Source organism: Thermus altitudinis (genome assembly GCF_022760835.1).
GTDB classification, from domain to species: Bacteria; Deinococcota; Deinococci; order Deinococcales; family Thermaceae; genus Thermus; species Thermus altitudinis.
Map to the genome: position 1 here is coordinate 1 of NZ_JAKTNQ010000029.1, position 22,002 is coordinate 22,002.

The window sequence follows — 22,002 nt, forward strand, 5'->3', positions numbered from 1 at the left end:
GTCAGGGAGTTCACCTGTCCCTCTTGTGGTACTCTTCTCCATCGGGACGTAGCGGCGGCAGTAAACATCTTGGCCAGGGCTTGGACGGGCCTTCGGGGACGGGTTTACACCCGGAGCCGAGAAGCCCCGCTCTTTAGAGCGGGGAGTTGTCACGGACCAGCCTTCCTGGCCCTCCTCACCCTCCAGGTCCTGGCGGCGGCTGCCCTCCTCCGCCAACGGTAGCGGGCAGGTAAGCCCTGGCCCGGCTGGCGCGCGGCGCTCCACAAACCCCACGGGCAAAAGGGCGCCGAGGGCGCTAAACCCCATAACCGGGCGGAGGTGTGAGGAGCCCCTCCGCCACAAGGGGCCGCAGGGCAGCCCTATCCCCGGGCGGGCCGGCCTCCGGGGTTTTCCCAAGGGGGAGTGGCCGGGGGCCTTGCTGGACGGGCATGCGGCCCAGGCGGACCCCCGTGGGCCGGTCCGGGCCTCAGCCGTGGCCGGGGCCTCAGGGCGGGGGGTGGAGCCCTGGGGCCAGGGGGCGGGCTCCCCGGCCTGGGCTTGAGCGGGGCCGGCATGGAGCGGGCGGGTGGACCCCCGCCAGACCCTCGAGGCGGCCTTCGGCTTCCCCCCGAGGCCTGCCCCGGGGAGCCCGTGCCGAGGGGCGGGGGGTTCCCCCAAGGCCCCCTCCCTGGCCGCCCGGGCCCAGGACCTCCTGGGGCCGCCCTGTCCCCTGGGCCGCCCGGGCTGAGGGGGCGCGGGGACGCCCCGGGGAAGGGGTAGGGGCCCAGGACCCCCTTGACACAAACGCGCACGGTCGCTTAAAATCGCGCAAAATGCCCCTAGCCCAACTGCGCCGCCAGAACCTCCTGGAGCTCCTCCGCCGGCACGGGGGCCTGAGCACCCAGGAGCTGGCCCACCGCCTGGGCGTCTCCCCGGCCACGGTCCGGAGGGACCTGGCCCTCCTGGCCCGGCTGGGCCTCCTGCAGCGGGACCATGGGGGCGCCTACCTGCCCGAGGCCGAGCCCCCCTATGCGGTGAAGCTCTCCCAGAATACCCGGGCCAAGGAGGCCATTGCCCGAAGGGCCCTCCAGGAGGTGCCCGAGGGGGCCACGGTGATCCTGGACTCCGGGACCACCACCCTGGCCCTGGCCCAGCTCCTGGCCGGGAAGAGGGTCCGGGTGGTGGCCCTGGACCTCCCCATAGCCCAAGCCGTATCCCAGGGGGAGACGGAGGTGTGGATCCCCGGGGGGCGGGTGCGGAACGGCTTCTACAGCCTGGTAGGGCCTTGGGTGGAGGAGGCCCTAGAGGGGGTAAGGGCCGACCTCTTCTTCCTAGGGGCGGACGCCTTCGGCCCCGATGGGGTCACCAACCACACCTTCGAGGAGGCCGCGGTGAAGCGCAAGGCCATGGCGGTGAGCAGGCGCACGGTGCTCCTTTCCGACCGCAGCAAGTGGGGCCGGCGGGCCCCGGCCCTGGTCTGCCCCTTGGCCTCCCTACACCTGGTGATCACCGACCTCCAGGACCCCGCCCTGGAGGCCTTGGTACCTGTGGAGGTGGTTCGTGAAGAGGTTTGAGGAGCTTTTCGGCCACAAGCCCGTGGTGGCCATGGTGCACCTCAAGGCCCTCCCTGGAACCCCCCTGTACGAGGGGGACCTGGAGGGGATCGTGGCCGCCGCCCGCGCGGACCTCCTGGCCCTCCAGGAGGCCGGGGTGGACGCGGTGATGTTCGGCAACGAGAACGACCGGCCCTATGAGCTAAGGGTGGACCCGGCCAGCACCGCCACCATGGCCTACGTGATCGGCCGGCTGCGGGAGGAGATCCGGCTGCCCTTCGGGGTGGACGTGCTGTGGGACCCCCTGGCCACCATGGCCCTGGCCGCGGCCACGGGGGCTCAGTTCGCCCGGGAGATCTTCACCGGGCTCTACGGCTCCGACATGGGCCTCTGGGAGGGAAGGGCGGCGGAGGCCCTCCGCTACCGCAGGCGCCTGGGGCGGGATGACCTCTTCCTCCTCTACAACGTATCCGCGGAGTTCGCCTCCCCCCTGGACACCCGCTCCGTGGTGGAGAGGGCCAAAAGCGCGGTCTTCTCCAGCCTGGCCGACGCCATCCTGGTCTCGGGGCCCATGACCGGGGAGGGGGTGGACCTGGCCCACCTGAAGGCGGTGAAGGAGGCCCTGCCCCAGGTGCCCGTCCTGGCCAACACCGGGGTGCGCCACGACACGGTGGCGGCCATCCTGGAGGTGGCGGACGGGGTGATCGTGGGCACGGCCCTGAAGCGGGAGGGGTACACCTTCAACCCCGTGGACCCCAGGAGGGCCCAGGAGTTCATGGCCCGGGTGCGGGCGGTGCGGGGGCGGTGATGGTCCTGGGTGTGGACATCGGCACCACCTCCGTCAAGGCCGTCCTCCTCTCGGAGGAGGCCCAGGTGCTGGCGGAGGCGGAGTACCCCCATGCCCTCCGCTCGCCCCGGCCCGGCCACGCGGAGGAGGACCCCGGGGACTGGTGGGTGGGGTTCGGGCGGGTGGTCTCGCAGGTGCTCCAGGGGCGTGCCCCAGAGGGGTTGAGGGCCCTGGGCCTCTCGGGCATGGTGCCCGCCCTGGTCCTCCACGGGGAGGGGGGGGAGGTGCTCCGCCCTTCCCTGCAGCAGAACGACGCCCGGGCGGTGGCGGAGATCCGGGAGCTTAGGGAGCGGTTCGGGGACGGGTGGCTCTTCGCCCGCACCGGGGCCACCTGGAACCAGCAGGTCCTGGCCCCCAAGCTCCTCTGGCTGAGGCGGCACGAGCCGGAGGTCTGGGCCAGGGTGCGTTGGATCTCGGGCTCCTACGAGCACCTGGTCTTCCGTCTCACGGGGGAGCGGTACCAGGAGGCCAACTGGGCCCTGGAGTCGGGCCTCTGGGACCCCAGGCGGGAGGCTTGGCTGGAGGAGGTCCTGGGCTACGTGGGGGTGGGGGAGGGGCTCCTGGCCCCGGTGCGCCGGCCCTGGGAGGTGGTGGGGCAGGTGGGCCCGGGCCACCGGGACCTGGGGCTGCCCGCGGGCCTGCCCGTGATCGCAGGAAGCGCGGACCACATCGCCGCAGCCCTGGCCTCCGGCCTACGGGAGGGGGGCGAGGCGGTGGTGAAGCTGGGTGGGGCCGGGGACTTCCTCTATGCCGTGGACCGGTTTGCCCCCATCCCCGAGCTCTTCATCGACTTCCACGACATCCCAGGCCTCTTCGTGATCAACGGGTGCATGGCCACCACGGGAAGCCTGTTGCGCTGGTTCCGGGACGCCTTCCGCCCCGGCCTGGACTTTGCCCAGCTGGACCGGGAGGCGGAGGCGGTGCCCCCCGGGGGGGAGGGGGTGGTGGTCCTGCCCTACTTCCTGGGGGAGAAGACCCCCATCCACGACCCCGAGGCCCGGGGGGTGGTGGTGGGCCTCACCCTTACCCACACCCCGGCCCACCTCTGGCGGGCCCTCCTGGAGGCGGTGGCCTACGCCTTCCGCCACCACCTGGAGGTCCTGGAGGCCAGGGGGCACCGGGTGGAGCGGCTTTTCGTCATGGATGGGGGGGCCAGGAGCCGGCTTTGGCGCCGGATCCTGGCCAGCGTCCTGGAGAAGCCCCTGGCCAAGCTGGCGGAGGGGAACCTGGGGAGCGCCTACGGCACCGCCTTCCTGGCGGGGGTGGCCACGGGCCTCTGGGGGTATGGGGACCTGAGGCGGCGGGTGGAGGAAGTGACGGAGCCGGAGGCCGCCTGGATTCCCGTCTACCGGCACCTCTATGGGCTTTACCGGGAGCTCTACGGGCGGCTGAAGGACCTCTTTCCCAGGCTTGGGGGGTAGTATGCCAAACGCCTTGGTGACGGGAGCAGGTTCGGGAATCGGCAAGGCCATCGCGGAGCGCCTGGCCCGGGATGGCTTCAAGGTCTGGGTGACGGATCGGGACGGGGAGCGGGCCAGGGAGGTGGCCGAGGCCCTGGGCATGCCCCACCTGGCCCTGGACGTGACCCAGAGGCCCCAGCTGGAGGCGGCCCGGGAACGGGTCTTTGGGGAGGACGGCCGGCTGGACGTGCTGGTGGCCAACGCGGGGGTCTCCACCATGAACCGCTTTCTGGACCTCACGGAGGAGGAGTGGGACTACAACCTCACCGTGAACGCCAAGGGCACCTTCCTCACCCTGCAGACCTTTGCCCGGCGGATGGTGGACCAGCCCCCCATGCCGGGCCGGGAGGTGCGGGGCAAGCTGATCGCCATCGCCTCCATGGCCGCCCGGCAGGCGGCCCCCCTTCTGGCCCACTACACCGCCAGCAAGTGGGCCGTCTTGGGCCTGGTCCAGGCGGCGGCCAAGGAGCTGGCCCCCTACCGGATCACGGTGAACGCGGTCAACCCCGGGTTCGTGCGCACCCCCATGCAGGAGAGGGAAGTGGTCTGGGAGAGCCGGCTTCGGGGCATCCCCCCCGAGGAGGTGGTGGCGGACTACATCCGGCAAACCCCCTTGGGCCGGCTGGAGCTCCCCGAGGATGTGGCCAAGGCGGTGAGCTTCCTGGCGGGCCCCGACAGCGACTTCATCACCGGGGAGGCCCTGGAGGTGAACGGCGGTGCCTGGATCTTCTAGGGCCCTGCGCCTGCTGGCCCACGGGGCCCTTTGGGCCTTCAGTCTGGCCTTCCTCCTCCCTCTCCTCTGGACCTTGAGGAGCGCCCTCCTGCCCGAGGGGCTGGCCTACGCCCTGCCCCCGGTATGGGGGCCTTGGACCCTGGAGAACTTTGCCCAGGTGCTGCAGGGGCCCTTTGGCAAGGCCTTCCGCAACAGCCTCCTGGTGGCCTCCCTGGTGGTCCTGCTGGGGCTGCCCCTGGCGGCGGGCCTGGGGTACGCCCTGGCCCGTTACGGCCTGGGGGGGCACGGGCTGAGGTTCGCGGTGCTGGCGGTGCAGATGATCCCCCCCATCGTCCTGGCCCTGCCCCTGTTTGCCCTCATGCGCCTCCTGGGGCTCTCCGGCTCCCTCACCGCCTTAGTGCTGGCCTACCTGGCCTTTGCCCTGCCCTTCATGTCCTGGCTCCTCATGGGGTTTTTCCAGGGCATCCCCCGGGAGCTGGAGGAGGCGGCCCGGGTGGACGGGGCCACCCCCTTCCAGGCCTTCCTGCGGGTGGTCCTGCCCCTGGCCGCCCCGGGGCTTTTCGCCGCGGGCATCCTGGGCTTCCTGCTCTCCTGGAACGAGTTCCTCTTCGCTCTCCTCCTCTCGGGCCGGGAGACCCAGACCGTGCCCGTGGCCCTCTCCACCCTGGTGACCCAAAGGGGGGTCCTCTTCGCCCAGGTGGCGGCCGGGGTGGTGCTCTCCATCCTTCCCGTGGCCCTTCTCGCCCGCCTGGTGGACCGGTACCTGGTGGAAGGTCTCACCCTGGGGGCAGTGAAGTGAAAAGGAGGTGGTGGTGTGAAAAGGTGGCTTTTGGCGGCAGCTGTAGGCCTGGGCCTGGGCCTGGCCCAGGGGGTGGTGCTCCGGGCCCTCATGGAGGACGTCCCGGAAACCCGGATCATCGAGGAGCTCCTCCCCGAGTTCCAACGGCAGACGGGGATCCGGGTGGAGTTCGAGAAGGTCCAGTACAGCGCCATGCACGACAAGCTGGTGGCCCAGTTCCTGGCTCCCACCAACGCCTACGACTTCCTGCAGGTGGACTTCCTCTGGGCTGGGGAGTTCCCGGCCGCGGGCTGGCTGGAGCCCTTGGAACCCTACGTGAAGGCCTCGGGCTTTGACCTCTCCCCCTACTTCCCCAGCATGCTGGACCTGGTGGGGTACTACCGGGGCACCCTCTACATGATCCCCATGTACAACTACGCCATGGGCCTCATCTACCGCAAGGACCTCCTGGGGCGCCAGGACCTCAAGGAGCGGTTCCGGGCCCAGCACGGGAGGGCCCTAACCCTGCCCCGCACCCTGGAGGAGTACGTGGAGACCTCCCTCTTCATGGCCAAAAACGCGGGGGTCTCCGGGGCCGCCATGCAGGGGCAGCGGGGGGATCCCAACTTCATGGAGTTCTCCAACTACCTCTTCGCCGCCAAGGGGGACTATGTGGACCGCAACTGGCGGGTCACCCTGGCCAGCCCCCAGGGGGAGAAGGCCCTGACCCTCTACGTGCGGAACATCCGCCAGGCGGCCCCCAAGGGGGCCCTGAACTTCAACCTGGACGATACCTTCCGGGTGATGTGCCAGGGCCAGGCCTTCAGCATGGTCACCTACTGGTGGATGCTCCCCCAGCTGGACGACCCCCGGCAGTGCCCCAAGGTGGCGGGCAAGGTGGCCCTGGCCCCCATGCCCGGCGGGGTAGGGGTCAACGGGGGTTGGGGCTGGGCCATCCCCAGGAACAGCGCCAACAAGGAGGCGGCCTGGCGGTTTATATCCTGGGTGGAGTCCAAGGAAATCGTGCTGAAACGGGCCCTTAAGGGGCACGCGCCCACCCGTAAGGACGCCTTCCAGGACCCCGGGGTGCTGCGCAGGTACCCCTACTACCGCCAGGCGGAGGCCATCATCGCCCAGGCCAAGAAGGTGCCCATCTTCGCCTACACCGCGGAGATGGAGGACGTGGTGGGCCGGGAGATCAGCCTGGCCGCCGCGGGGCAGAAGGGCATCCGCCAGGCCCTCCAGGACGCGGCCAAGGGGCTGGAGGGGCTCCTGCGCAAGGCGGGGCTTTTGCGTTGAGGAGGGAGGGGTGGGGGAGAGGAGGTTCGCCTGGGCCCTGGCCCTGCCCGGGCTGCTGGTGCTGGCGGGGGTGGTGGGGTTCCCCCTGCTCTACGCCCTCTTCCTCTCCTTCACCCGCTACACCTTCCTGAGCCCCAGCTACGCCCTTAGCGGCCCCGGGCGGTTTGCCGAGGCCTTGGGGGACCCCTACTTCCTGCACGCCCTGGGGCTCACGGCCCTGTACGTGGCCCTCACCGTGGGCCTCACCCTGGTCCTGGGCCTCCTCCTGGCCGTCCTCCTCCACCAGAACCTGCCCCTCAAGGGGTTCCACTACGTGGTGGTGGGCCTGCCCATGCTGGTGGCCCCGGTGGGGGTGGGGCTCATCTGGAAGATGATCCTCCACCCCGAGCTGGGCATCCTGGCCTACCTCTTTGGAGGGGTGGACTTCTTTGGGGACGTGCGCTACGCCCTCCTCTCCTTGGCCCTGGTGGACGTGTGGCAGCAGGTTTCCTTCGCCGCCTTGGTCCTCCTGGCGGGGCTCAGGAGCCTCCCCCGGGAGCCCCTGGAGGCCGCCTACGTGGACGGGGCCACCCCCTTCCAGGCCTTCCTCAGGGTGACCCTCCCCCTACTGAGGCCGGTGCTGGTGGTGCTCCTCATCCTCCAGACCCTCACCGAGGTGCGCACCTACGACCTGGTCTACGTGCTCACCCGGGGGGGGCCGGGTTCGGCCACGGACCTGGTGAGCTACTTCATCTACCGCAAGGCCTTTCTGGGCCTGGACCTCTCGGGGGCCAGCGCCATGGGCTACCTCCTGCTCCTCCTCACCCTCCTCCTGGTGGCCGCCTACTACCGGGCCATGACACGCCTCTGACATGGATGGTAAAGGGTGATGGACGGTGGTGGAGCTGAAGGGTGTACACAAGCGTTTTGGTCCCGTGAGGGCGGTGGAGGGCCTGGACCTCCGCCTACGGGAGGGGGAGTTCTTCACCCTCCTGGGGCCCTCGGGATGCGGGAAGACCACCACCCTGCGCCTGGTGGCGGGCTTTGAGGCCCCGGACAGGGGGGAGGTGCTCATCGGCGGGGAGGTGGTCAACCCCTTGCCCCCCGAGCGGCGGCCCATCGGCATGGTGTTCCAGCACTACGCCCTCTTCCCCAACATGACCGTGTTCGGGAACGTGGCCTTTCCCCTGCGCCTGCGGCGCCTTCCGGAAGGGGAGGTGCGGAGGCGGGTGGGGGAGCTTCTGGAGATGGTGCACCTGGTGGGCCTGGAGGGGCGTTACCCCAAGGAGCTCTCCGGTGGGCAGCAGCAGCGGGTGGCCCTGGCCCGGGCCCTGGCCCGGGAGCCCAAGGTCCTCCTCCTGGACGAGCCCCTCTCCGCCCTGGACGCCAGGATCCGGGAGGAGCTTCGGGGGGAGCTGAAGCGCCTCCAAGGGGAGACGGGCCTCACCACCCTCTACGTAACCCACGACCAGGAGGAGGCCCTGGCCCTCTCGGACCGGATCGCGGTGATGCGGGAGGGTAGGCTGGAGCAGCTGGGGACCCCCAAGGAGGTGTACGAGGAGCCCGCCACGGCCTTTGTGGCCGGCTTTGTGGGCAGCGGGGTCCTGGTCCCCGGGGAGGCCCGGGAGGGCCTCTTCCACCGGGGCCGGGCCTGGCCGGTGCGGGTCCGGGGGGAGGGGAGGGGGTACCTCCTCCTCCGCCCGGAGCGGCTCCGGCTGGACCAGGGGGGATTCCTGGAGGGCCGGGTGGTCCTGGCCACCTACCTGGGGAGCCTGGTGCGCCTGGAGGTGGAGGCGGAGGGCCTCTTCCTCAAGGTGGACCTGCCCCCAGAGGGGGTACCCGCCCCAGGGGAGCGGGTGCGGCTGGCCCTGCCCCCGGAGGCCCCCTTTGTGCCGGAGGGAGGATGAGGCTCGGCTTCCGCCCCCCCAAGGAGCCCAGCGAGTTCCTGGCCTACGCCCGGGCCCTGGCCGGGCGGTACGCCTTCATCGAGGTCCCCGGCTCCGCGGCCTCCCGGCTGGCCCCGGTGGCCGCAGAGGCCCGGGCCATGGGGTACGCCCTCACCTTCCACGCCCGTTACCAGGACGTCTACCCGGGCTCCCTCCTTCCCGAGGTGCGGGAGGCCTCCTTGAGGGTGCTTAGGGAGGACCTGGAGAGGGCGGCCCGCATGGGGGCCTTCCTGGTGAACCTGCACGCGGGCAACGTCCCCTGGACGGACTACCCGCCCCCGGGCCTCTCCCCCCACCACGAGGCCCTGCGGCGGGAGGAGGAGGGGCTGAGGCGGGCCTACCGGGAGCGGGCCCTGGAGGCCCTGGAGGGGTTGGCCGGGATGGCCTCCCAGCTGGGCCTGCGCCTCACCCTGGAGAACCTGCCCGCCCCCCAGGAGGTGCCCAGGACCCCGGAGGAGATGGCCCTCTTCCTGGGGGTGGCGGGCCTGGAGTTCTGCCTGGACCTGGGGCACGCGGCCCTGGCGGGCCAGGCCCCGGAGGCCTTTCTCCAGGCCCTAGGGGGGAGGCTGGTCCACATCCACGCCCACGCCAACGATGGGCGCTTCGACCTCCACCTGCCCCCCGCCCCCGAGGCCCTTGCGGCCTGGGCCCGGGGGCCCTACACGGTCCTGGTGGAGCTCCCCCCAAGGGGGGTGGAGGAGTACCTGGAGGTGCACAGGGCTTTGGCCGAAGCGGGGCTTGTCCCCGAGGCAATGGGAGGTGAAGCATGAAGGGAAGGCATTGGGTGGTTTTGGCGGTCGGCTTTGCGGCCCTGGGTATCCTGCCCCTGGCCCTCAAGGAGGGGGCCTGGGCCCAGGCGGGGGCTAAGCTACCCCCGGAGCTGGACAACGCCTACATCCGGGACCTGGCCCAGAAGGCCCGGGCGGAGGGCGGGGTGATCAACTCCTACGGCATGCCCAAGGACTGGGCCAACTACGGGGGGATTTTCGCCGAGTTTCAGCGGCTCTTTGGCATCCGCCAGCAGGACATCGACATGGGCAGCGCGGTGGTCCTGGCCCGGATGCGGGAGGAGGGGGCCAGCAAAAACGACATCGCGGACCTGAAGCCGGCCTTTGCCATGAAGCTGGCGGAGGAGGGCCTGACCCTGCCCTACCGGGTCACCTCCTGGGCCGCCATCCCTGAGGGGCAGAAGGGGGTGGGGAAGGACGGCTCCGTCTGGTACGCGGGCTACAAGGGGACCCTGGGCTGGATCGTGAACACCCGGCTGGTGAAAAGGGTGCCCAGGACCTGGAAGGACCTGGAAAGCCCCGAGTACAAGGGGATGATCCAGTACATGGACCCCCGGGCCACGGGCACCGGGGTGGCCACCATCCTGAGCGCCGCCTACGGCCTCACCGGGGATCCCTACAACTACAAGGCCGGGGTGGACTTCTTCGCCCGGCTCCACCGCCTGGGGAACATCGGGGCGGTGGAGGCCAAGGTGACCACGGCCAAGTTTGAGCGGGGGGAGGTGGGGATCTTCATCAACTACGACTACAACCTGCTGGCCTGGAAGGAGCGCTTCCCCTTCCCCACGGAGGTGGTGATCCCCGAGGACGGGTCCTTGGCCAACGGGGGCGGGGTTATTGCCGCCCGCAACGCTCCCCACCCCAACACCGCCCGCCTCTTCCTGGAGTTCCTCTTCTCCAAGTACGGCCAGAGCCTCTTCGCCCAGGCCTTCGTGAGCCCCATCCGCCCCGACGTGGAGCTGCCCAAGGAGATCGCCGCCAAGTACCCGCCTAGGAGCGCCTACGCCAAGGTGCGGTTCGTGGACTACAAGAGGGAGGAGGAGGTCTCCGAGCCCTTGCAGAAGTACTACGCGGAGACCGTCCGCTAGGGGGTGAGGGGTGCGTGGCGAGCGCTTCCTCCTGGTGCCGGGGCTCCTGTTCATGGCCCTCTTCTTCGCCTACCCCCTGGCCTCCATCCTGGAGCGAAGCCTCGCCACCCCCGGGGGGCTCAGCCTGGAGCGTTACCTGAGGGCCTTGGCCGCCCCCTCCTACCTGGAGGCCTGGCGCAACTCCTTGGTGTTCGCGGGCCTCTCCACCTTGGCCGCGGCCGCGGGGGGCCTGTTCCTGGCCTACTGGACGGCCATGCTTCCCCTGCGCCCCAAACGGTTCCTCCTCAGCCTTTACGCCATCCCCGCCTCCCTCTCCGGCCTGGTGGTGGCCTTTGGCTTCATCGTCCTCCTGGGGAGGAACGGGGTGGTGAACCAGCTCCTGGGGGCCTGGGGCCTGCCCCGCTTTGACCTCTACTCCTGGGTGGGGCTTTTCGTGGTCTTTCCCCTCTACAACATCCCCCTTTTCGCCCTGGCCCTCATGCCCCTCATGGAGAGCGTGGGGCGGAGCCTGATGGAGGCGGCCAGGGCCTCGGGGGCCACCCCTTTGCGGGCCTGGACCGGGGTGCTCCTCCCCGCCCTGATGCCCGGGATCCTGGCGGGAAGCAGCATCGTGTTCGCCGGGATGATGGGGGCCTTTGGCACCGCCTTGGCCCTGACGGGCTTCGCCAAGAACCTCCTCTCCTTGCAGATCTACAGCCTGGTGGCGGAGAGCACCTTCGACCTGCCCTTGGCCTCCACCCTGGCGGTGCTCCTCATGGCCAGCACCGGGGTGGGCCTCTACCTTCTGGCCCTTTGGGAAAGGAGGTTCCGGCATTGAAGGCCCTGGGCTGGACCGCCTTCGCCCTCCTCCTCCTGTACCTGGTCCTACCCCTTCTGGCCCCCGTGGTCTACTCCTTCAGCCGGATGTGGCTGGACGTCCTGCCCGAGGGGTTCACCCTGGAGTGGTACGCCCGGGTGGCCCAGGATCCCCGGTACCTGGAGGCCGCCCTCCTCTCCCTGAGGGTGGCCCTCCTGGCGGTGGCCATCAACATCCTGGTGGGGGTGCCCACCGCCTACGTGGCCCACACCTGGGCCGGCCGCACCGGGCAGAGCCTGCGGAGGCTGGTCCAGGTTCTTCCCCTCCTGGTACCTCCCTTGGTGCTGGGCTTGGGCTTTCTCCTGGCCTTCAACCGCCCCCCCTTGGCCCTCTCGGGGACCCTGGGGATCGTGGTCCTGGGGCACGCCGCCTTGGGCTTCCCCTTCTTCTTCCGGACGGTATACGCGGGGCTGGCGGGCCTCGAGGTGGGCCTCCTCATGGAGGCGGCCAGGGCCTCGGGGGCCGGCCTTTGGGCCCGGCTGCGCCACGTGCTCCTTCCCAACCTCTTGCCCGCGGTCCTCTCCGGTAGCCTGGTGGTCTTCGCCATCTCCATGGGGGAGTTTGAGGTGACCAGCATGGTGGCGGGATTCGGTACCATCACCCTCCCCCTCCTCCTCTTCCAGAGCCTGAGGGAGGACTTCCGGGCGGCGAGCGCCGTGGCCTCCGTCCTCCTCTACGTGACCCTCCTGGCCCTCCTGGGCCTCACCTGGGCCAGGCGGCGCTAGGGGTCCCCGCCTGGGGCCTCGCGGTGGTGGCCGGGGGGGCTTGGCCGCCCCCGCGGCCTGGGCGGTAGCGGCGCGGAAGGGGACGGGCCCCCTGGAGGCCTGGGCCCCTAGGCCCGGCCCAAGCCCGTTTTTAACGGAGCCCCAATCCTGTGGACGCCCTTGACCCAGCCCTGACATGGCCCCGCTAGCCTGGGCCTCGTGCAAGGGAGTTGGCCTAGGGAGAGGCGAGGGGCCAGGCGGATGCGGGCGGGCCTGGAGGCCTTGGCCTTCCTCCTACCCGCCTACGGCCTCTTCCTCCTCTTCATGATCCTGCCCGTGGGGGAGGCCCTCTGGCTTTCCCTGCACCAGGAGGACCTCTTCGGCCGGGGGCGGGAGTGGGCGGGGCTTGCCAACTACGGCGAGGCCCTGGCCCGTCCCGAGTTTTGGAAAAGCGTCGGGCTCACCCTGAAGTTTGCCCTGATCACCGCTCCCCTGGAGCTCCTCCTGGGCCTTGTGGCCGCCCTGCTGGTCTACCGGCCCTACCCGGGGGTGGCCCTCTTCCGCACCCTCTTCTTCCTCACCACCGCCGTGCCCACCGCGGTGGCCGCGGTGGCCTGGGGCTGGTTCCTGCACCCCGTGGGGGGGTATGCCAACCGGGTGCTGGGTGCCTTGGGCCTGCCCCCGATGCCGTGGCTCACCAGCCCGGAGCTGGCCCTGCCCACCTTGGCGGTGATCACCGCCTGGGCGGGGGTGGGGTTCACCGCCATCCTGCTCACCGCCGGGCTCCAGAACATTCCCGAGGAGGTCCTGGAGGCGGCCACCGTGGACGGGGCCGGACCCTGGACGCGGTTTTGGCGCATCACCCTGCCCCTCCTTTCCCCCACCCTCTTCTTGACCGGCCTCTTGGTGCTCCTGAAGAGCCTCACCGCCTTCGGCCAGATCCACCTGCTCACCCGCGGGGGCCCCGCGGAGAGCTCCATGGTGTGGATCTACCGGGTGTACCAGGACGCCTTCTTCAACTTCCGTGTGCCCTTGGCGGCCGCTGAGGCCTTCCTCCTCTTCCTGGTGCTGCTGGCCTTGGCGGGCCTGCAGTTCTGGCTCCTGGGAAGGAGGGTGCACTATGCGGCGTAGGCTCCAAGGCCTGGCCCTCACCTACCTTCTGGCAGGGGGCCTCTCCTTCCTCCTGGTCCTGCCCCTCCTGACCCTAGTCTCCGCCAGCCTGCGCACCGAGGCGGATCTCTACACCCCAGGCCTCCTCCCCCCGAACCCCACCCTGGCCCCTTACGTGGAGGCCTTCTCCCAGTTCCCCCTAGGCCGTTTCCTCCTGAATAGCCTCGTGGTCTCCACCGCCATCACCCTGGGGGTCCTCGCCACCAGCCTTCTTGCCGCCTACGCCCTCACCCGTTTGCGTTTCCGGGGCCGGGAACTCCTCTTCGGCCTGGCGGTGGCCCTCCTCCTGGTCCCGGGGGAGGTGACGTTTCTCCCCCTCTACCTCCTGGTGGACCGGCTGGGGTGGCTGGACTCCTACCTGGCCCTGGTGGTCCCCTTTCTGGCCAGTCCCTTGGGCGTCTTTCTCCTGAGGCAGTTCCTGCGCACCATCCCCGAGGACTACTTTGATGCCGCCCGCATGGATGGGGCCAACCACTGGCAGATGCTCTGGCACGTGGCCCTACCCCTTTCGGCCCCGGCCTTGGGGGCGCTGGCGGCCGTGACCTTCCTCGGGGCCTGGAACATGTACCTCTGGCCCCTGGTGGTCACGAAAAGCCGGGAGCTGCAGACCGCCCAGATAGCGGTCAACTACATGCTGAACGAGGAGGTGGCCCGTTGGAACGTGGTGGCGGCCGGGGCCATCCTGGTCCTACTTCCCACCCTGGTGGCCTTCCTGCTCGCCCAAAGGGCCTTTGTACGGGGCATCGCCCTGGGCGGGCTGAAGGGATAGGAGGTGATGCGGATGCAGCAGTTTAGGAGGACGGTGGCCGGCCTGGTGGCCTTGGCCCTTCTGGCTGGGGCCCAGGCCCAGCAGGTGACCATTGAGTTCTGGCACTCCATGGGCGGGGTCCTGGGAGAGGCCACGGAGGCCTTGGTCCAGGAGTTCAACAAGAGCCAGCGAGAGGTCCGGGTGAAGAGCCAGTATGTGGGGAGTTACGACGATGGCATCAACAAGCTCCTGGCCGCCCTGCGGGCGGGCCGGGGATACCCCCACGTGATCCAGGTGTACGACATCGGGGCCCGGATCCTGGCTGACTCGGGTGCGGTGCTACCCCTCGAGGACCTGGCCCGCAAGGAGGGGTTTGACCTGGGCCGCTTCCTGGCCCAGCCCCGCAACTATTACACGGTGGACGGGAAGCTCTACGGCCTGCCCTTTAACTCCTCCAACCCCATCCTCTACTTCAACATGGCCGCCTTTGAGGAGGCGGGAGTGGCCTTCCGGCCCAGCTGGAGCCTAAAGGACCTGGAGGAGGCGGCCCGCAAGCTCACCAAGAAGGACGCCCAGGGCCGCACCCTGCGGTATGGGCTGTCCATCCCCATTGACTCCTGGTTCGTGGAGCAGATCTCCTACAACTCCGGGGAGTACTTCTGCAACAACGAAAACGGTAGGAAGGCCCGGGCCACGGCGGTCACCTTTGACAACGAGGCTGCGGTGGCCTTCCTGGACATGTACGCCCGCCTGGTGCGGGAGGGGGTGGCGGCCAACACGGGGCGCACCTGGGCGGACTCGCAAAGCCTCTTCGCCCAGGGGCAGGCGGCCATCGCCGCGTACTCCACCGCCAGCCTCACCGGGGTCCTGCGTCAGGTGGGGAACCGCTTCCCCTTGCGCACTGCCTTCTACCCCTACGTGGGCCAGCGCAACGGGGTGGCGATAGGGGGTGCCGCCCTCTACCTCCTGAAGGGTTTCCCCGAGGCTGAGACCAAGGCGGCCTGGGCCTTCATCCGCTTCCTCCTGGAGCCCAAGACCCAGGCCAAGTGGCACCTGGCCACCGGTTACTTCCCCGTGGTCCAGGGGGTAACCGAGCTCCCCGAGGTGCGCCAGGCCCACGTGCGCCAGCCCAACTACACCACCGCCATCCAGCAGCTCCTCACCAGCAAGGCCAACACCGCCAGTGCCGGCTGCCTCATGGGAGCCTTCCCCGAGATCCGCCAGTACGTGCAGGCCGCTTGGGAGGAGACCTTGCGAGGCAAGCCCGCCCGGGAGGCCCTGAGGGAGGCCAAGTCCCGGGCTGACCAGGCCCTGGAGCGGTACAACCGCAGCGTGGCCCAAAGGTAGGCCTCGAGGCCCCAAGCCCCCGGGACCTACCCCGGGGGCAGCTCCTTTCCCTGGACCAGAGGGCTTCCACGCTCTAGGCTGCTCTAGGGTGAATCCCCGCCCCAACGGGGAAGGGTAGGCCTGCGCTGAGAGGGGCGGTTTTCCCTTGTCGGCGTCCTGGACCTGGTGGGCCTGGCCATGGAAGCAGGCCCGGAGGCGGTGGCCCGGAGGAGGGGAGGGCAAGGGTTCGGTACGCGGGGAGCCGCTGCACGGGTCCCTGGAGGACCTGGCCAGGTTGCCGGAAGAGGATGGCGCCGGACGGTCCTAAACCATTTGCCGTAAAGTGACCCATATCACACTCCCACCCCCCATTTGACACGGCGCAAAGGACACTATCCCAGGCGGTAGTTTTGGAGCGAACCTTTCCAGCCGCAACCCCCGCCACGCCCACTAGACGCGGTCAAATCTTCGCGGAAATGCTATAATGTTCTTGTCCGGATGCCCGGATGGGGATCTTGAAAGCCCATCCTTCCCATGCCCAAGGGCAATATGCGCTTTGTACATCTCATCGCCCTTTCCGAAAGCGGCTTTGCATCGCGCCAAACCCCGCAAAACCCTCTCTATTCGCCCTATGCATATTCCAAACCTCATCTTTCTCATAAACCCCCCTTTTGCCGGCCCTGTCCAGGACGTGATTTCTTGGGGGTTACCGTTGCAAAAGATGCTTCCCCGCAAGGGGATTGCGACTCGGTAACCTTGGCGAACTTGCTGGTCAGCACCTTTTTCGTTGCAAAAGATGCTTCCCCGTAAGGGGATTGCGACTTCCAAATGTGTGCCTTACCAGACGAGTAGCAACCGTGTTGTTGCAAAAGATGCTTCCCCGCAAGGGGATTGCGACTAGTGCCCGTGTCGGCGTAGCCCAACCCCTGGAACAAGGCGTTGCAAAAGATGCTTCCCCGCAAGGGGATTGCGACCTGATCCAGGGGAGCCAACCCGGGCGGTGGACGATGTGCCTCTGTTGCAAAAGATGCTTCCCCGCAAGGGGATTGCGACGCCCGGGAGGCCACTTCGACTTCCACCCCATCGGGGAGTTGCCAGAGATGCTTCCCCGTAAGGGGATTGCGACAGCTTCGCCACCCACCTCCTGGCCCTGGCATGGATATGGGTTGCACGAGATGCTTCTCCGTAAGGAGATTGCGACAGGTGCACCAGGCCCCATGCGAGGGCCTTGAGAGTCGCCTTGGGTTGCAAGAGATGCTTCCCCGTAAGGGGATCGCGACGACAGGTATTCCCAAACGTCCCAAGCTTTCTCCCCGGTCGTTGCAAGAGATGCTTCCCCGTAAGGGGATTGCGACAAAGATGGCATGTTCACAGGCCACTGGGAGCCTGTGAACACAAGTTGCAAGAGATGCTTCCCCGTAAGGGGATTGCGACCCCTTTCGGAGGAGGGGGGTTGGGACCCCCCGTACTACTCCGTTGCAAGAGATGCTTCCCCGTAAGGGGATTGCGACACGGTAACCCCTTCCCCAGGACGGTAAGCCGCCTCCACGGTGTTGCACGAGATGCTTCCCCGCAAGGGGATTGCGACGCCAGCAACCTAAATGCCAGTTCTGCCATCAGCAACCCAAGGTTGCAAGAGATGCTTCCCCGCAAGGGGATTGCGACTACAGGCCCAGGAGAGGCCAAACAGGGACGCCGTAACGATGGGTTGCAAGAGATGCTTCCCCGCAAAGGGATTGCGACTAGCAATGTACGGTGCCCGCCTCCCATTGGCCCGCGTAGTGTTGCACGAGATGCTTCCCCGTAAGGGGATTGCGACTTCCTCAACAGCCTTGCGGACGGCGTCCCTAAGGTTGCACGAGATGCTTCCCCGTAAGGAGATTGCAAGAGGCAGGTGGTGCGGTGGTGCCATGGCCCCGTGGCTTTGGCCGGGGGCATGTGCGCATAACCTGGGCCGTGGGTAGGTCTGTGGTAAAAGGGAGTATGGGCATGCCGGAACTGGAAAGCGTGTGGGAAGCCTATAAGAAGGCGGTGCGGGAAGGCGGGGATGCCAATGCGCTCTACCGCGAGATGGTGTGGCCCCTCCTCAAGGAGCTTTGGCACCAGGGGCCCAGGGTCTCGCCGGGCCCCAGGGAGTTTGCCGTTTCCATCCACACCTTGGGCACGAGCCCCGAGGCCACCATCCTGGCCATCCTGGGCACCCGGGCGGAAAAGGTGTACGTGTTGCACACGGAGGATTCCCAGAAGTTTGTGCCCCGGCTCAGGGAGGAGACGGGTAAGGACGTTTATCCGATAAAGGTTGGAAAAAGCCATGTGGACGCCATCTACCAGCACGTCAGGGAGCTATTGCGTGAGCACGCAGGGAAGCCTGTGGCCTTGGACCTCACCAGCGGCACCAAGGCCATGAGCGCTGGTCTTGCCGCCGCCGGCTTCTATTTCCAGCGCTACTACCCTGAGGTGCGGGTGGTCTATGTGGACAACGAGGAGTACGACGACCAGGTGCGCCGGCCCCGGGCGGGAACGGAGAGGCTCATAATCCTGCCCAATCCCCACGAGGTTGTGGCGGATGTGGACGCCCTTCTGGCCCGGGAGCTCTATCAGCAAGGGGAGTTTGCGGAGGCGGAAGGGTACTTCGGCCAGGCGGTGGGGAAGGCGCAGGACCAGAGGTACATGCTCTATGCCCTCCTAAGCGGCATGTACCGGGCTTGGTACGCCCTGGAGCTTGCCGAGGCGGTGAAGAAGGGCCGGGATCTGCTTAGGCGCCTGGACATGGACGTGTGGCTGCGCCATCCCCTGAATGACCACCGGAAGACCCTCGAGGCCCAACTGGCCTCCTTGGAGGCGGGGGAGAGGTTCCTGGCCGAGGCGGATCCCTGCCAGTCCCAGGGGGTGCTGGCGGTGGTGGAAACCCTCCTCTACCTCTCCGATAGGAGCGGGAAGGCCTCTTCCGCCTTGGGGGCCCTCTACGCCTACCGGGCCCTGGAGCTTCTCTTGCAGGAGAGGCTTTGCGCCCGCCTGGGCCGCCGGGCGGACCACCCCGCCCTGGCGCCCGAGGAGGAGGAGGCCCTGAAGGGGGAGCTGGCCAGCATCCTGAGGACCACTCCCGAGGAGGTGCGGCTAGGCCCGAAGCTGGGGCTTTTGGACCTGGTGGCCTTTTTGCGCAGCCAGGGGGACCCCCTCCTGTCCCGGGTGGGCCTAGGGGAGCTGCAGGGGCTTTCCGGGGTGCTCAAGGCCCGGAATGAGTCCCTTTTGGTCCACGGCTTCCGCGTCCCTTCTCGCAAGGAGATCGGGAGCATCCAGACCTTGGCCAAACCTCTGCTGCAGGACCTGCAGGAAAGGCTCGGCCTTCGGGTGCCGGTGAAGCCCGTGGAGTTGGGCCAGGCTCTGTAGGCCGGGCCTGGGCCTTGGCTGGGGGGCTATCCTCCCAGGGGGCAGGTGCCCCTCCCGCACGGGCTGGGGCGGAGGGGTGGCGAATCAAGAGGGGCCAGAAGGCCCTAGGTGCCACCCTAGGGGGTCTTGCCCAGGGTCCTCTGGTACCTTCTCCCCTTGGTCCCGTGGCCCCGATACACCCGCTCACCGGGGCCAGGTGTCCCTCGAGGCCACCCACCCCTTGGGCTACCGGGGGGAAGCGGAACAGCTGACAAAGCCCTGACCGAGCTTCGGTAAGGTTAGGCCGCTATGAAGCGCGCGCTAGCGGTCCTGGCTCTTGGCGGAGGGGCCACCTTGGCTCAGGTGGCCCAGGTTCTAGGGGTTTTCGCCCTGCCTCCCACGCCCATAGAGCGGCTGAACCCCCATCTGAGCCCGGCCGAGGTGGCGGCCAGCCGAGAGGCGGGCTGGCCGGTCACGGATCGGCCCTCCTTGGGCTCGGGGCTTTTCTATTTGGGCGACGGCCGTTTCCTAGGGGTAACCGATCGCGGCCCCAATGGGGACTGCCCCGATAAGAAGGGCAAATACTTCCCCCTGCCCCGCTTCACCCCGAGCCTCGTCTTCTTCCGGTTGGAAGGAACGGCCATGGTCCTGGAGAGGTCCTTGCCCCTGCAAAACCTCGGGGGGAAGCCCATCAGTGGGCTCCCTAACCTGCCCGGCGAGGAAACTCCCTTCCGAGACCGGGCGTGCCGGGAACCCTTGGACCTGGACCCCGATGGCCTGGACGTGGAGGATGTGGCCCTAGCTCCCAACGGGGGTTTCTGGCTGGTGGAGGAGAACTCCCCCTCCCTGGTGTACGCCAACCGGCAAGGGCGTATTCTCATGCGGTATGTGCCCCAGGGGCTGCGCCTGGGGGCCAGCTACCCCGTGCGGGATATCCTGCCCTCCATCCTGCGCCAGCGGCGGAATAACCGGGGCCTGGAGAACCTTGCCCTCTCCGTCGACGGTAAAACGGCCTGGATTGTCCTGCAAAGCCCCATTGGCCCCACCTCCGACCCCGCCTTTGACGGGAGCCTGGTGGCCCGGGCGGTCCGGTTGGACGTGAGCGATCCCTTGAGGGCCAAGGTTACCGGCCTGTACCTGGTGCCCTTCTCCGACCCCAAGGAGTACCCCAAGCCCAACCGCCCCCGGGACATGAAGTTCAGCGCGGCCACCTGGGTGAAGGACCAACAGATCCTCCTCCTGGAGAGGGCGGAAGGGGGAGCCCGGGTCCTCCTGGTGGACTTCGCCAAGGCCACCAACCTCCTGGAGCGGACGGATGGGGATTCGGACCGCCTGGACCGGGCTGGGGTGGACTATGCCGCTTTAGGGATCACCCTCCCCTCCCGGCGGGTGGTCTTGGAAACCTGGAGGCTTGCGCAGCTGGATACGGACAAGTTGGAGGGTCTAGCCCTTCTGGAGGATGGCCAGACCCTGGCCATAGTGGACGACAACGATTTCGCCATCACCGGTAAGGAGGGGCCTTCACGCCTTCGGCTGGTGCGGCTTCCCGAGAGGTTACGCTAGCCCGGGGCCGGGGAAGGCGAGGGCCGGGCGCCCTCGCCTTTTTGCCCCTTCGGGAAGCCGGCCCTCGGTGCGGGCTTCCCCCAAGGGGCGTCCTTAGGGCCGCGGGGCCAGCGGAGGCCTCGGGGCGGCCTCGCCCAGGGCCCTGAGCCAGGCTAGGGATGGGCTTGGGTCGCCCCGCACCTCCAGGACCAGGGTGCGGTTCAGGAAGGGGGGGAGCCAGGCCCCGTGGTCCAGGACCCCTTCCCCCAGTTGGCGGTGCCCGTCGTAGACGCCGTCCGTATCGTTGAGGTGGAGGTGTTCCGGTTCCAGGGCCAGCCAGGGGGCGGGCTCGGGGGTTTGGCTGAACACCCGGGCATGGGCGGCATCAAAACAGAAGCCCAGTTCAGGAAAGGCCTCCAAAAGGGGCCCGATCCCCTCAGGCCCGGGCTCGTGGCTGTTCTCCAGGAAAAGCTCCACCCCCAGGAGGGAGGCCCGGCGCACCACGGGCTTCAGGGCCTCCGCTAGCCTCGAGGCCCGCTCCAAGGCCTCCTGGGGCGTACGCCCGTGGGGGATTCCCGAGTGGAACACGGCCCGGTCGGCCCCCAGCTCCGCGGCCCTTTCCAGGCCGAAGAGGAGGCGCCTCAGGGTGAGGGTCCGGATCTCGGGGTCGGGGGAGAGGAGGTCCAGGTTCCAAAAGGGCAGGTGCACGGAAAGGGGATAGGCTACCCTTTCCCGTAGCCTTTGGAAGAGCCCGTCATCCAGGAGGTGGGCGGGGTCCAGGTACACCTCCAGGCCCACCCCTTGCTCCTCGAGGGCCTCCACCCCCTGCACGGCCTGGGCCACCGACAAGGCCACCCTTACGTCCATGCCTCCACCATAGGAGGCTTCCGTCAGGGCCTGGTCAAGCCCTCCAAGGAGGCGGAGGGAGGGGGCGCCCCTACGCGGAAAACCCCTCCCCCTGGGCTACCCCAGGGGCACCAGGCGCCCCACCGCCCAACCCAGGGGATACCCGTCCTGGGGGTTCTCGGCCCCCGCGGTTTTTCGGGTCTTGGGCTCCTGTCCCTCCGGGTGGTCCTCCGGCAAGAGGAGGGCGAGCCGGATGGCCAGCCGTCCCGAGCCAAACCCCAGGCGGATAGGGAAGACGTTCGGGTCGTTAAGGCGCTCCTCCAAGCGGTGGTACACCTCCAAGGCCTTGACCAGCTGGTGTTCCTCAGCAAAGGCCCTTTCCCACTCGGCCACGTGGGAGTAGTATTCCCTCAAGGCCCGGACCAGCTTTGCTGGGGGTATGGGTTGGGCCACGCCCTGGTGTTGGGCAAGCCCAGGCTGGTAGCGAAAGAGGAAGTGGAACTTGCTTCCCATGCGGAAGGTCTCTGCCAGGAGCACGGTTCCCTTCATTGTGCCCTTGGGGTGGAAGATGCCAATGCGGTTTAGGAAACCTTCCCCGGGGTTGGAGTCCGTGAGGCGTACGGCGCGGAAGGGGTCGGCGTAAAGGTTGGGTTCCGGACGCCCCCCTTTCCCGGGTTTTAGGTAGCCTAGCACCGTCGCCTCAAAGTGTTGATTGATTAGGAGTTCTTCCCTGGGTTTCGGTTTAAACTTTGGGGGTATCACCTTGGGTTCGCCCCGGGCCTTTCTAAACTGCCACCGGCCCTCTTGGAAGACCACCTCCTCGCCCCGCTCCACCAAGGTGTGGAAAAGCCACGCGGTGCGCAGGGCCCCTTTCACACTGGAGCCGGGGAGGTAAGGGCCTTGCGGGCTTTGCGGAAGAGGCCTGAACTCCAGGAGGGCTTCTTCTACCGCTTGGCTCACGGTTCTTAGGAAGGCGTTACTGGCCTTGATG

The 22,002-nt window shown here is 68.3% G+C and carries 20 protein-coding genes and 1 CRISPR repeat array; of the genes, 18 read left to right on the forward strand and 2 right to left on the reverse strand.

Annotation, left to right across the window (positions count from 1 at the left end):
* The 18 genes from L0D16_RS09750 to L0D16_RS09840 all read left to right on the forward strand — a co-directional run.
* Positions 1–222: zinc ribbon domain-containing protein (locus L0D16_RS09750; protein ID WP_243031721.1), on the forward strand; the 222-nt coding region annotated here is incomplete at its 5' end.
* Positions 223–812: 590 nt separating this feature from the next.
* Positions 813–1,553, forward strand: coding sequence for a DeoR/GlpR family DNA-binding transcription regulator (locus L0D16_RS09755; protein ID WP_243031722.1), 741 nt, complete (start codon positions 813–815; stop codon positions 1,551–1,553).
* A complete protein-coding gene (locus L0D16_RS09760) occupies positions 1,540–2,340 on the forward strand; it encodes a BtpA/SgcQ family protein (RefSeq protein ID WP_243031723.1) in 801 nt (266 codons plus the stop codon). Before L0D16_RS09755 ends, L0D16_RS09760 begins: the two co-directional genes overlap by 14 nt.
* On the forward strand, positions 2,340–3,800 hold the full coding sequence (locus L0D16_RS09765; protein ID WP_243031724.1) for an FGGY-family carbohydrate kinase: 1,461 nt from the start codon (positions 2,340–2,342) through the stop codon (positions 3,798–3,800). Before L0D16_RS09760 ends, L0D16_RS09765 begins: the two co-directional genes overlap by 1 nt.
* Before the next feature lies 1 nt (position 3,801).
* Positions 3,802–4,572 carry an SDR family NAD(P)-dependent oxidoreductase gene (locus L0D16_RS09770; protein WP_243031725.1) on the forward strand — a complete coding sequence of 257 codons (771 nt, stop codon included), beginning with the start codon at positions 3,802–3,804 and terminating at the stop codon, positions 4,570–4,572.
* Positions 4,556–5,371, forward strand: coding sequence for a carbohydrate ABC transporter permease (locus tag L0D16_RS09775; protein ID WP_243031726.1), 816 nt, complete (start codon positions 4,556–4,558; stop codon positions 5,369–5,371). The genes L0D16_RS09770 and L0D16_RS09775 overlap by 17 nt, the downstream gene beginning before the upstream one ends.
* A gap of 15 nt (positions 5,372–5,386) precedes the next feature.
* Positions 5,387–6,649, forward strand: a complete 1,263-nt coding sequence (locus L0D16_RS09780; RefSeq protein ID WP_243031727.1) for an extracellular solute-binding protein — start codon at positions 5,387–5,389, stop codon at positions 6,647–6,649.
* A 10-nt stretch (positions 6,650–6,659) separates the two neighbouring features.
* Entirely contained in the window at positions 6,660–7,499 is an 840-nt protein-coding gene (locus tag L0D16_RS09785) for a carbohydrate ABC transporter permease (protein ID WP_243031728.1), read from the forward strand.
* 28 nt (positions 7,500–7,527) lie between these two features.
* Positions 7,528–8,535, forward strand: coding sequence for an ABC transporter ATP-binding protein (locus L0D16_RS09790; protein ID WP_243031729.1), 1,008 nt, complete (start codon positions 7,528–7,530; stop codon positions 8,533–8,535).
* Entirely contained in the window at positions 8,532–9,344 is an 813-nt protein-coding gene (locus tag L0D16_RS12505; protein ID WP_279231331.1) for a sugar phosphate isomerase/epimerase family protein, read from the forward strand. The genes L0D16_RS09790 and L0D16_RS12505 overlap by 4 nt, the downstream gene beginning before the upstream one ends.
* On the forward strand, positions 9,341–10,450 hold the full coding sequence (locus tag L0D16_RS09805; RefSeq protein WP_279231332.1) for an extracellular solute-binding protein: 1,110 nt from the start codon (positions 9,341–9,343) through the stop codon (positions 10,448–10,450). The genes L0D16_RS12505 and L0D16_RS09805 overlap by 4 nt, the downstream gene beginning before the upstream one ends.
* 10 nt (positions 10,451–10,460) lie before the next feature.
* Positions 10,461–11,267, forward strand: coding sequence for an ABC transporter permease (locus L0D16_RS09810; RefSeq protein WP_243031730.1), 807 nt, complete (start codon positions 10,461–10,463; stop codon positions 11,265–11,267).
* Entirely contained in the window at positions 11,243–12,031 is a 789-nt protein-coding gene (locus L0D16_RS09815; RefSeq protein WP_243031731.1) for an ABC transporter permease, read from the forward strand. The genes L0D16_RS09810 and L0D16_RS09815 overlap by 25 nt, the downstream gene beginning before the upstream one ends.
* A 240-nt stretch (positions 12,032–12,271) precedes the next feature.
* Positions 12,272–13,141 (forward strand): carbohydrate ABC transporter permease, encoded by an 870-nt coding sequence (locus L0D16_RS09820; protein ID WP_243031732.1) that lies wholly within the window; start codon positions 12,272–12,274, stop codon positions 13,139–13,141.
* A complete protein-coding gene (locus L0D16_RS09825; RefSeq protein ID WP_243031733.1) occupies positions 13,131–13,949 on the forward strand; it encodes a carbohydrate ABC transporter permease in 819 nt (272 codons plus the stop codon). The genes L0D16_RS09820 and L0D16_RS09825 overlap by 11 nt, the downstream gene beginning before the upstream one ends.
* Before the next feature lie 6 nt (positions 13,950–13,955).
* Positions 13,956–15,275 (forward strand): ABC transporter substrate-binding protein, encoded by a 1,320-nt coding sequence (locus tag L0D16_RS09830; RefSeq protein WP_423247865.1) that lies wholly within the window; start codon positions 13,956–13,958, stop codon positions 15,273–15,275.
* Between the two features lie 690 nt (positions 15,276–15,965).
* Positions 15,966–17,142: direct repeats of the CRISPR family, unit length 36 nt; unit sequence GTTGCAAAAGATGCTTCCCCGCAAGGGGATTGCGAC.
* A 101-nt stretch (positions 17,143–17,243) separates the two neighbouring features.
* On the forward strand, positions 17,244–18,644 hold the full coding sequence (locus L0D16_RS09835) for a TIGR02710 family CRISPR-associated CARF protein (protein ID WP_243031734.1): 1,401 nt from the start codon (positions 17,244–17,246) through the stop codon (positions 18,642–18,644).
* A gap of 288 nt (positions 18,645–18,932) precedes the next feature.
* A complete protein-coding gene (locus tag L0D16_RS09840) occupies positions 18,933–20,186 on the forward strand; it encodes an esterase-like activity of phytase family protein (protein ID WP_243031735.1) in 1,254 nt (417 codons plus the stop codon).
* A 93-nt stretch (positions 20,187–20,279) separates the two neighbouring features.
* Here the strand turns inward: L0D16_RS09840 and L0D16_RS09845 are convergent, their stop codons facing one another.
* Complete coding sequence (locus tag L0D16_RS09845; RefSeq protein WP_243031736.1) at positions 20,280–21,032, reverse strand: sugar phosphate isomerase/epimerase family protein; 753 nt, start codon at positions 21,030–21,032, stop codon at positions 20,280–20,282.
* A gap of 96 nt (positions 21,033–21,128) precedes the next feature.
* On the reverse strand, positions 21,129–22,002 hold an 874-nt coding region (csm5, locus tag L0D16_RS09850), incomplete at its 5' end, for a type III-A CRISPR-associated RAMP protein Csm5 (RefSeq protein ID WP_243031737.1).

Excerpts from the sequence above, each read along its gene's own strand:
- L0D16_RS09755 (WP_243031722.1), top strand. The coding sequence starts at position 813 with ATGCCCCTAGCCCAACTGCGCCGCCAGAACCTCCTGGAGCTCCTCCGC.
- L0D16_RS09765 (WP_243031724.1), top strand. The coding sequence starts at position 2,340 with ATGGTCCTGGGTGTGGACATCGGCACCACCTCCGTCAAGGCCGTCCTC.
- L0D16_RS09770 (WP_243031725.1), top strand. The coding sequence starts at position 3,802 with ATGCCAAACGCCTTGGTGACGGGAGCAGGTTCGGGAATCGGCAAGGCC.
- L0D16_RS12505 (WP_279231331.1), top strand. The coding sequence starts at position 8,532 with ATGAGGCTCGGCTTCCGCCCCCCCAAGGAGCCCAGCGAGTTCCTGGCC.
- L0D16_RS09805 (WP_279231332.1), top strand. The coding sequence starts at position 9,341 with ATGAAGGGAAGGCATTGGGTGGTTTTGGCGGTCGGCTTTGCGGCCCTG.
- L0D16_RS09820 (WP_243031732.1), top strand. The coding sequence starts at position 12,272 with ATGCGGGCGGGCCTGGAGGCCTTGGCCTTCCTCCTACCCGCCTACGGC.
- L0D16_RS09825 (WP_243031733.1), top strand. The coding sequence starts at position 13,131 with ATGCGGCGTAGGCTCCAAGGCCTGGCCCTCACCTACCTTCTGGCAGGG.
- L0D16_RS09830 (WP_423247865.1), top strand. The coding sequence starts at position 13,956 with ATGCGGATGCAGCAGTTTAGGAGGACGGTGGCCGGCCTGGTGGCCTTG.
- L0D16_RS09835 (WP_243031734.1), top strand. The coding sequence starts at position 17,244 with ATGCCGGAACTGGAAAGCGTGTGGGAAGCCTATAAGAAGGCGGTGCGG.
- L0D16_RS09840 (WP_243031735.1), top strand. The coding sequence starts at position 18,933 with ATGAAGCGCGCGCTAGCGGTCCTGGCTCTTGGCGGAGGGGCCACCTTG.
- L0D16_RS09845 (WP_243031736.1), bottom strand. The coding sequence starts at position 21,032 with ATGGACGTAAGGGTGGCCTTGTCGGTGGCCCAGGCCGTGCAGGGGGTG.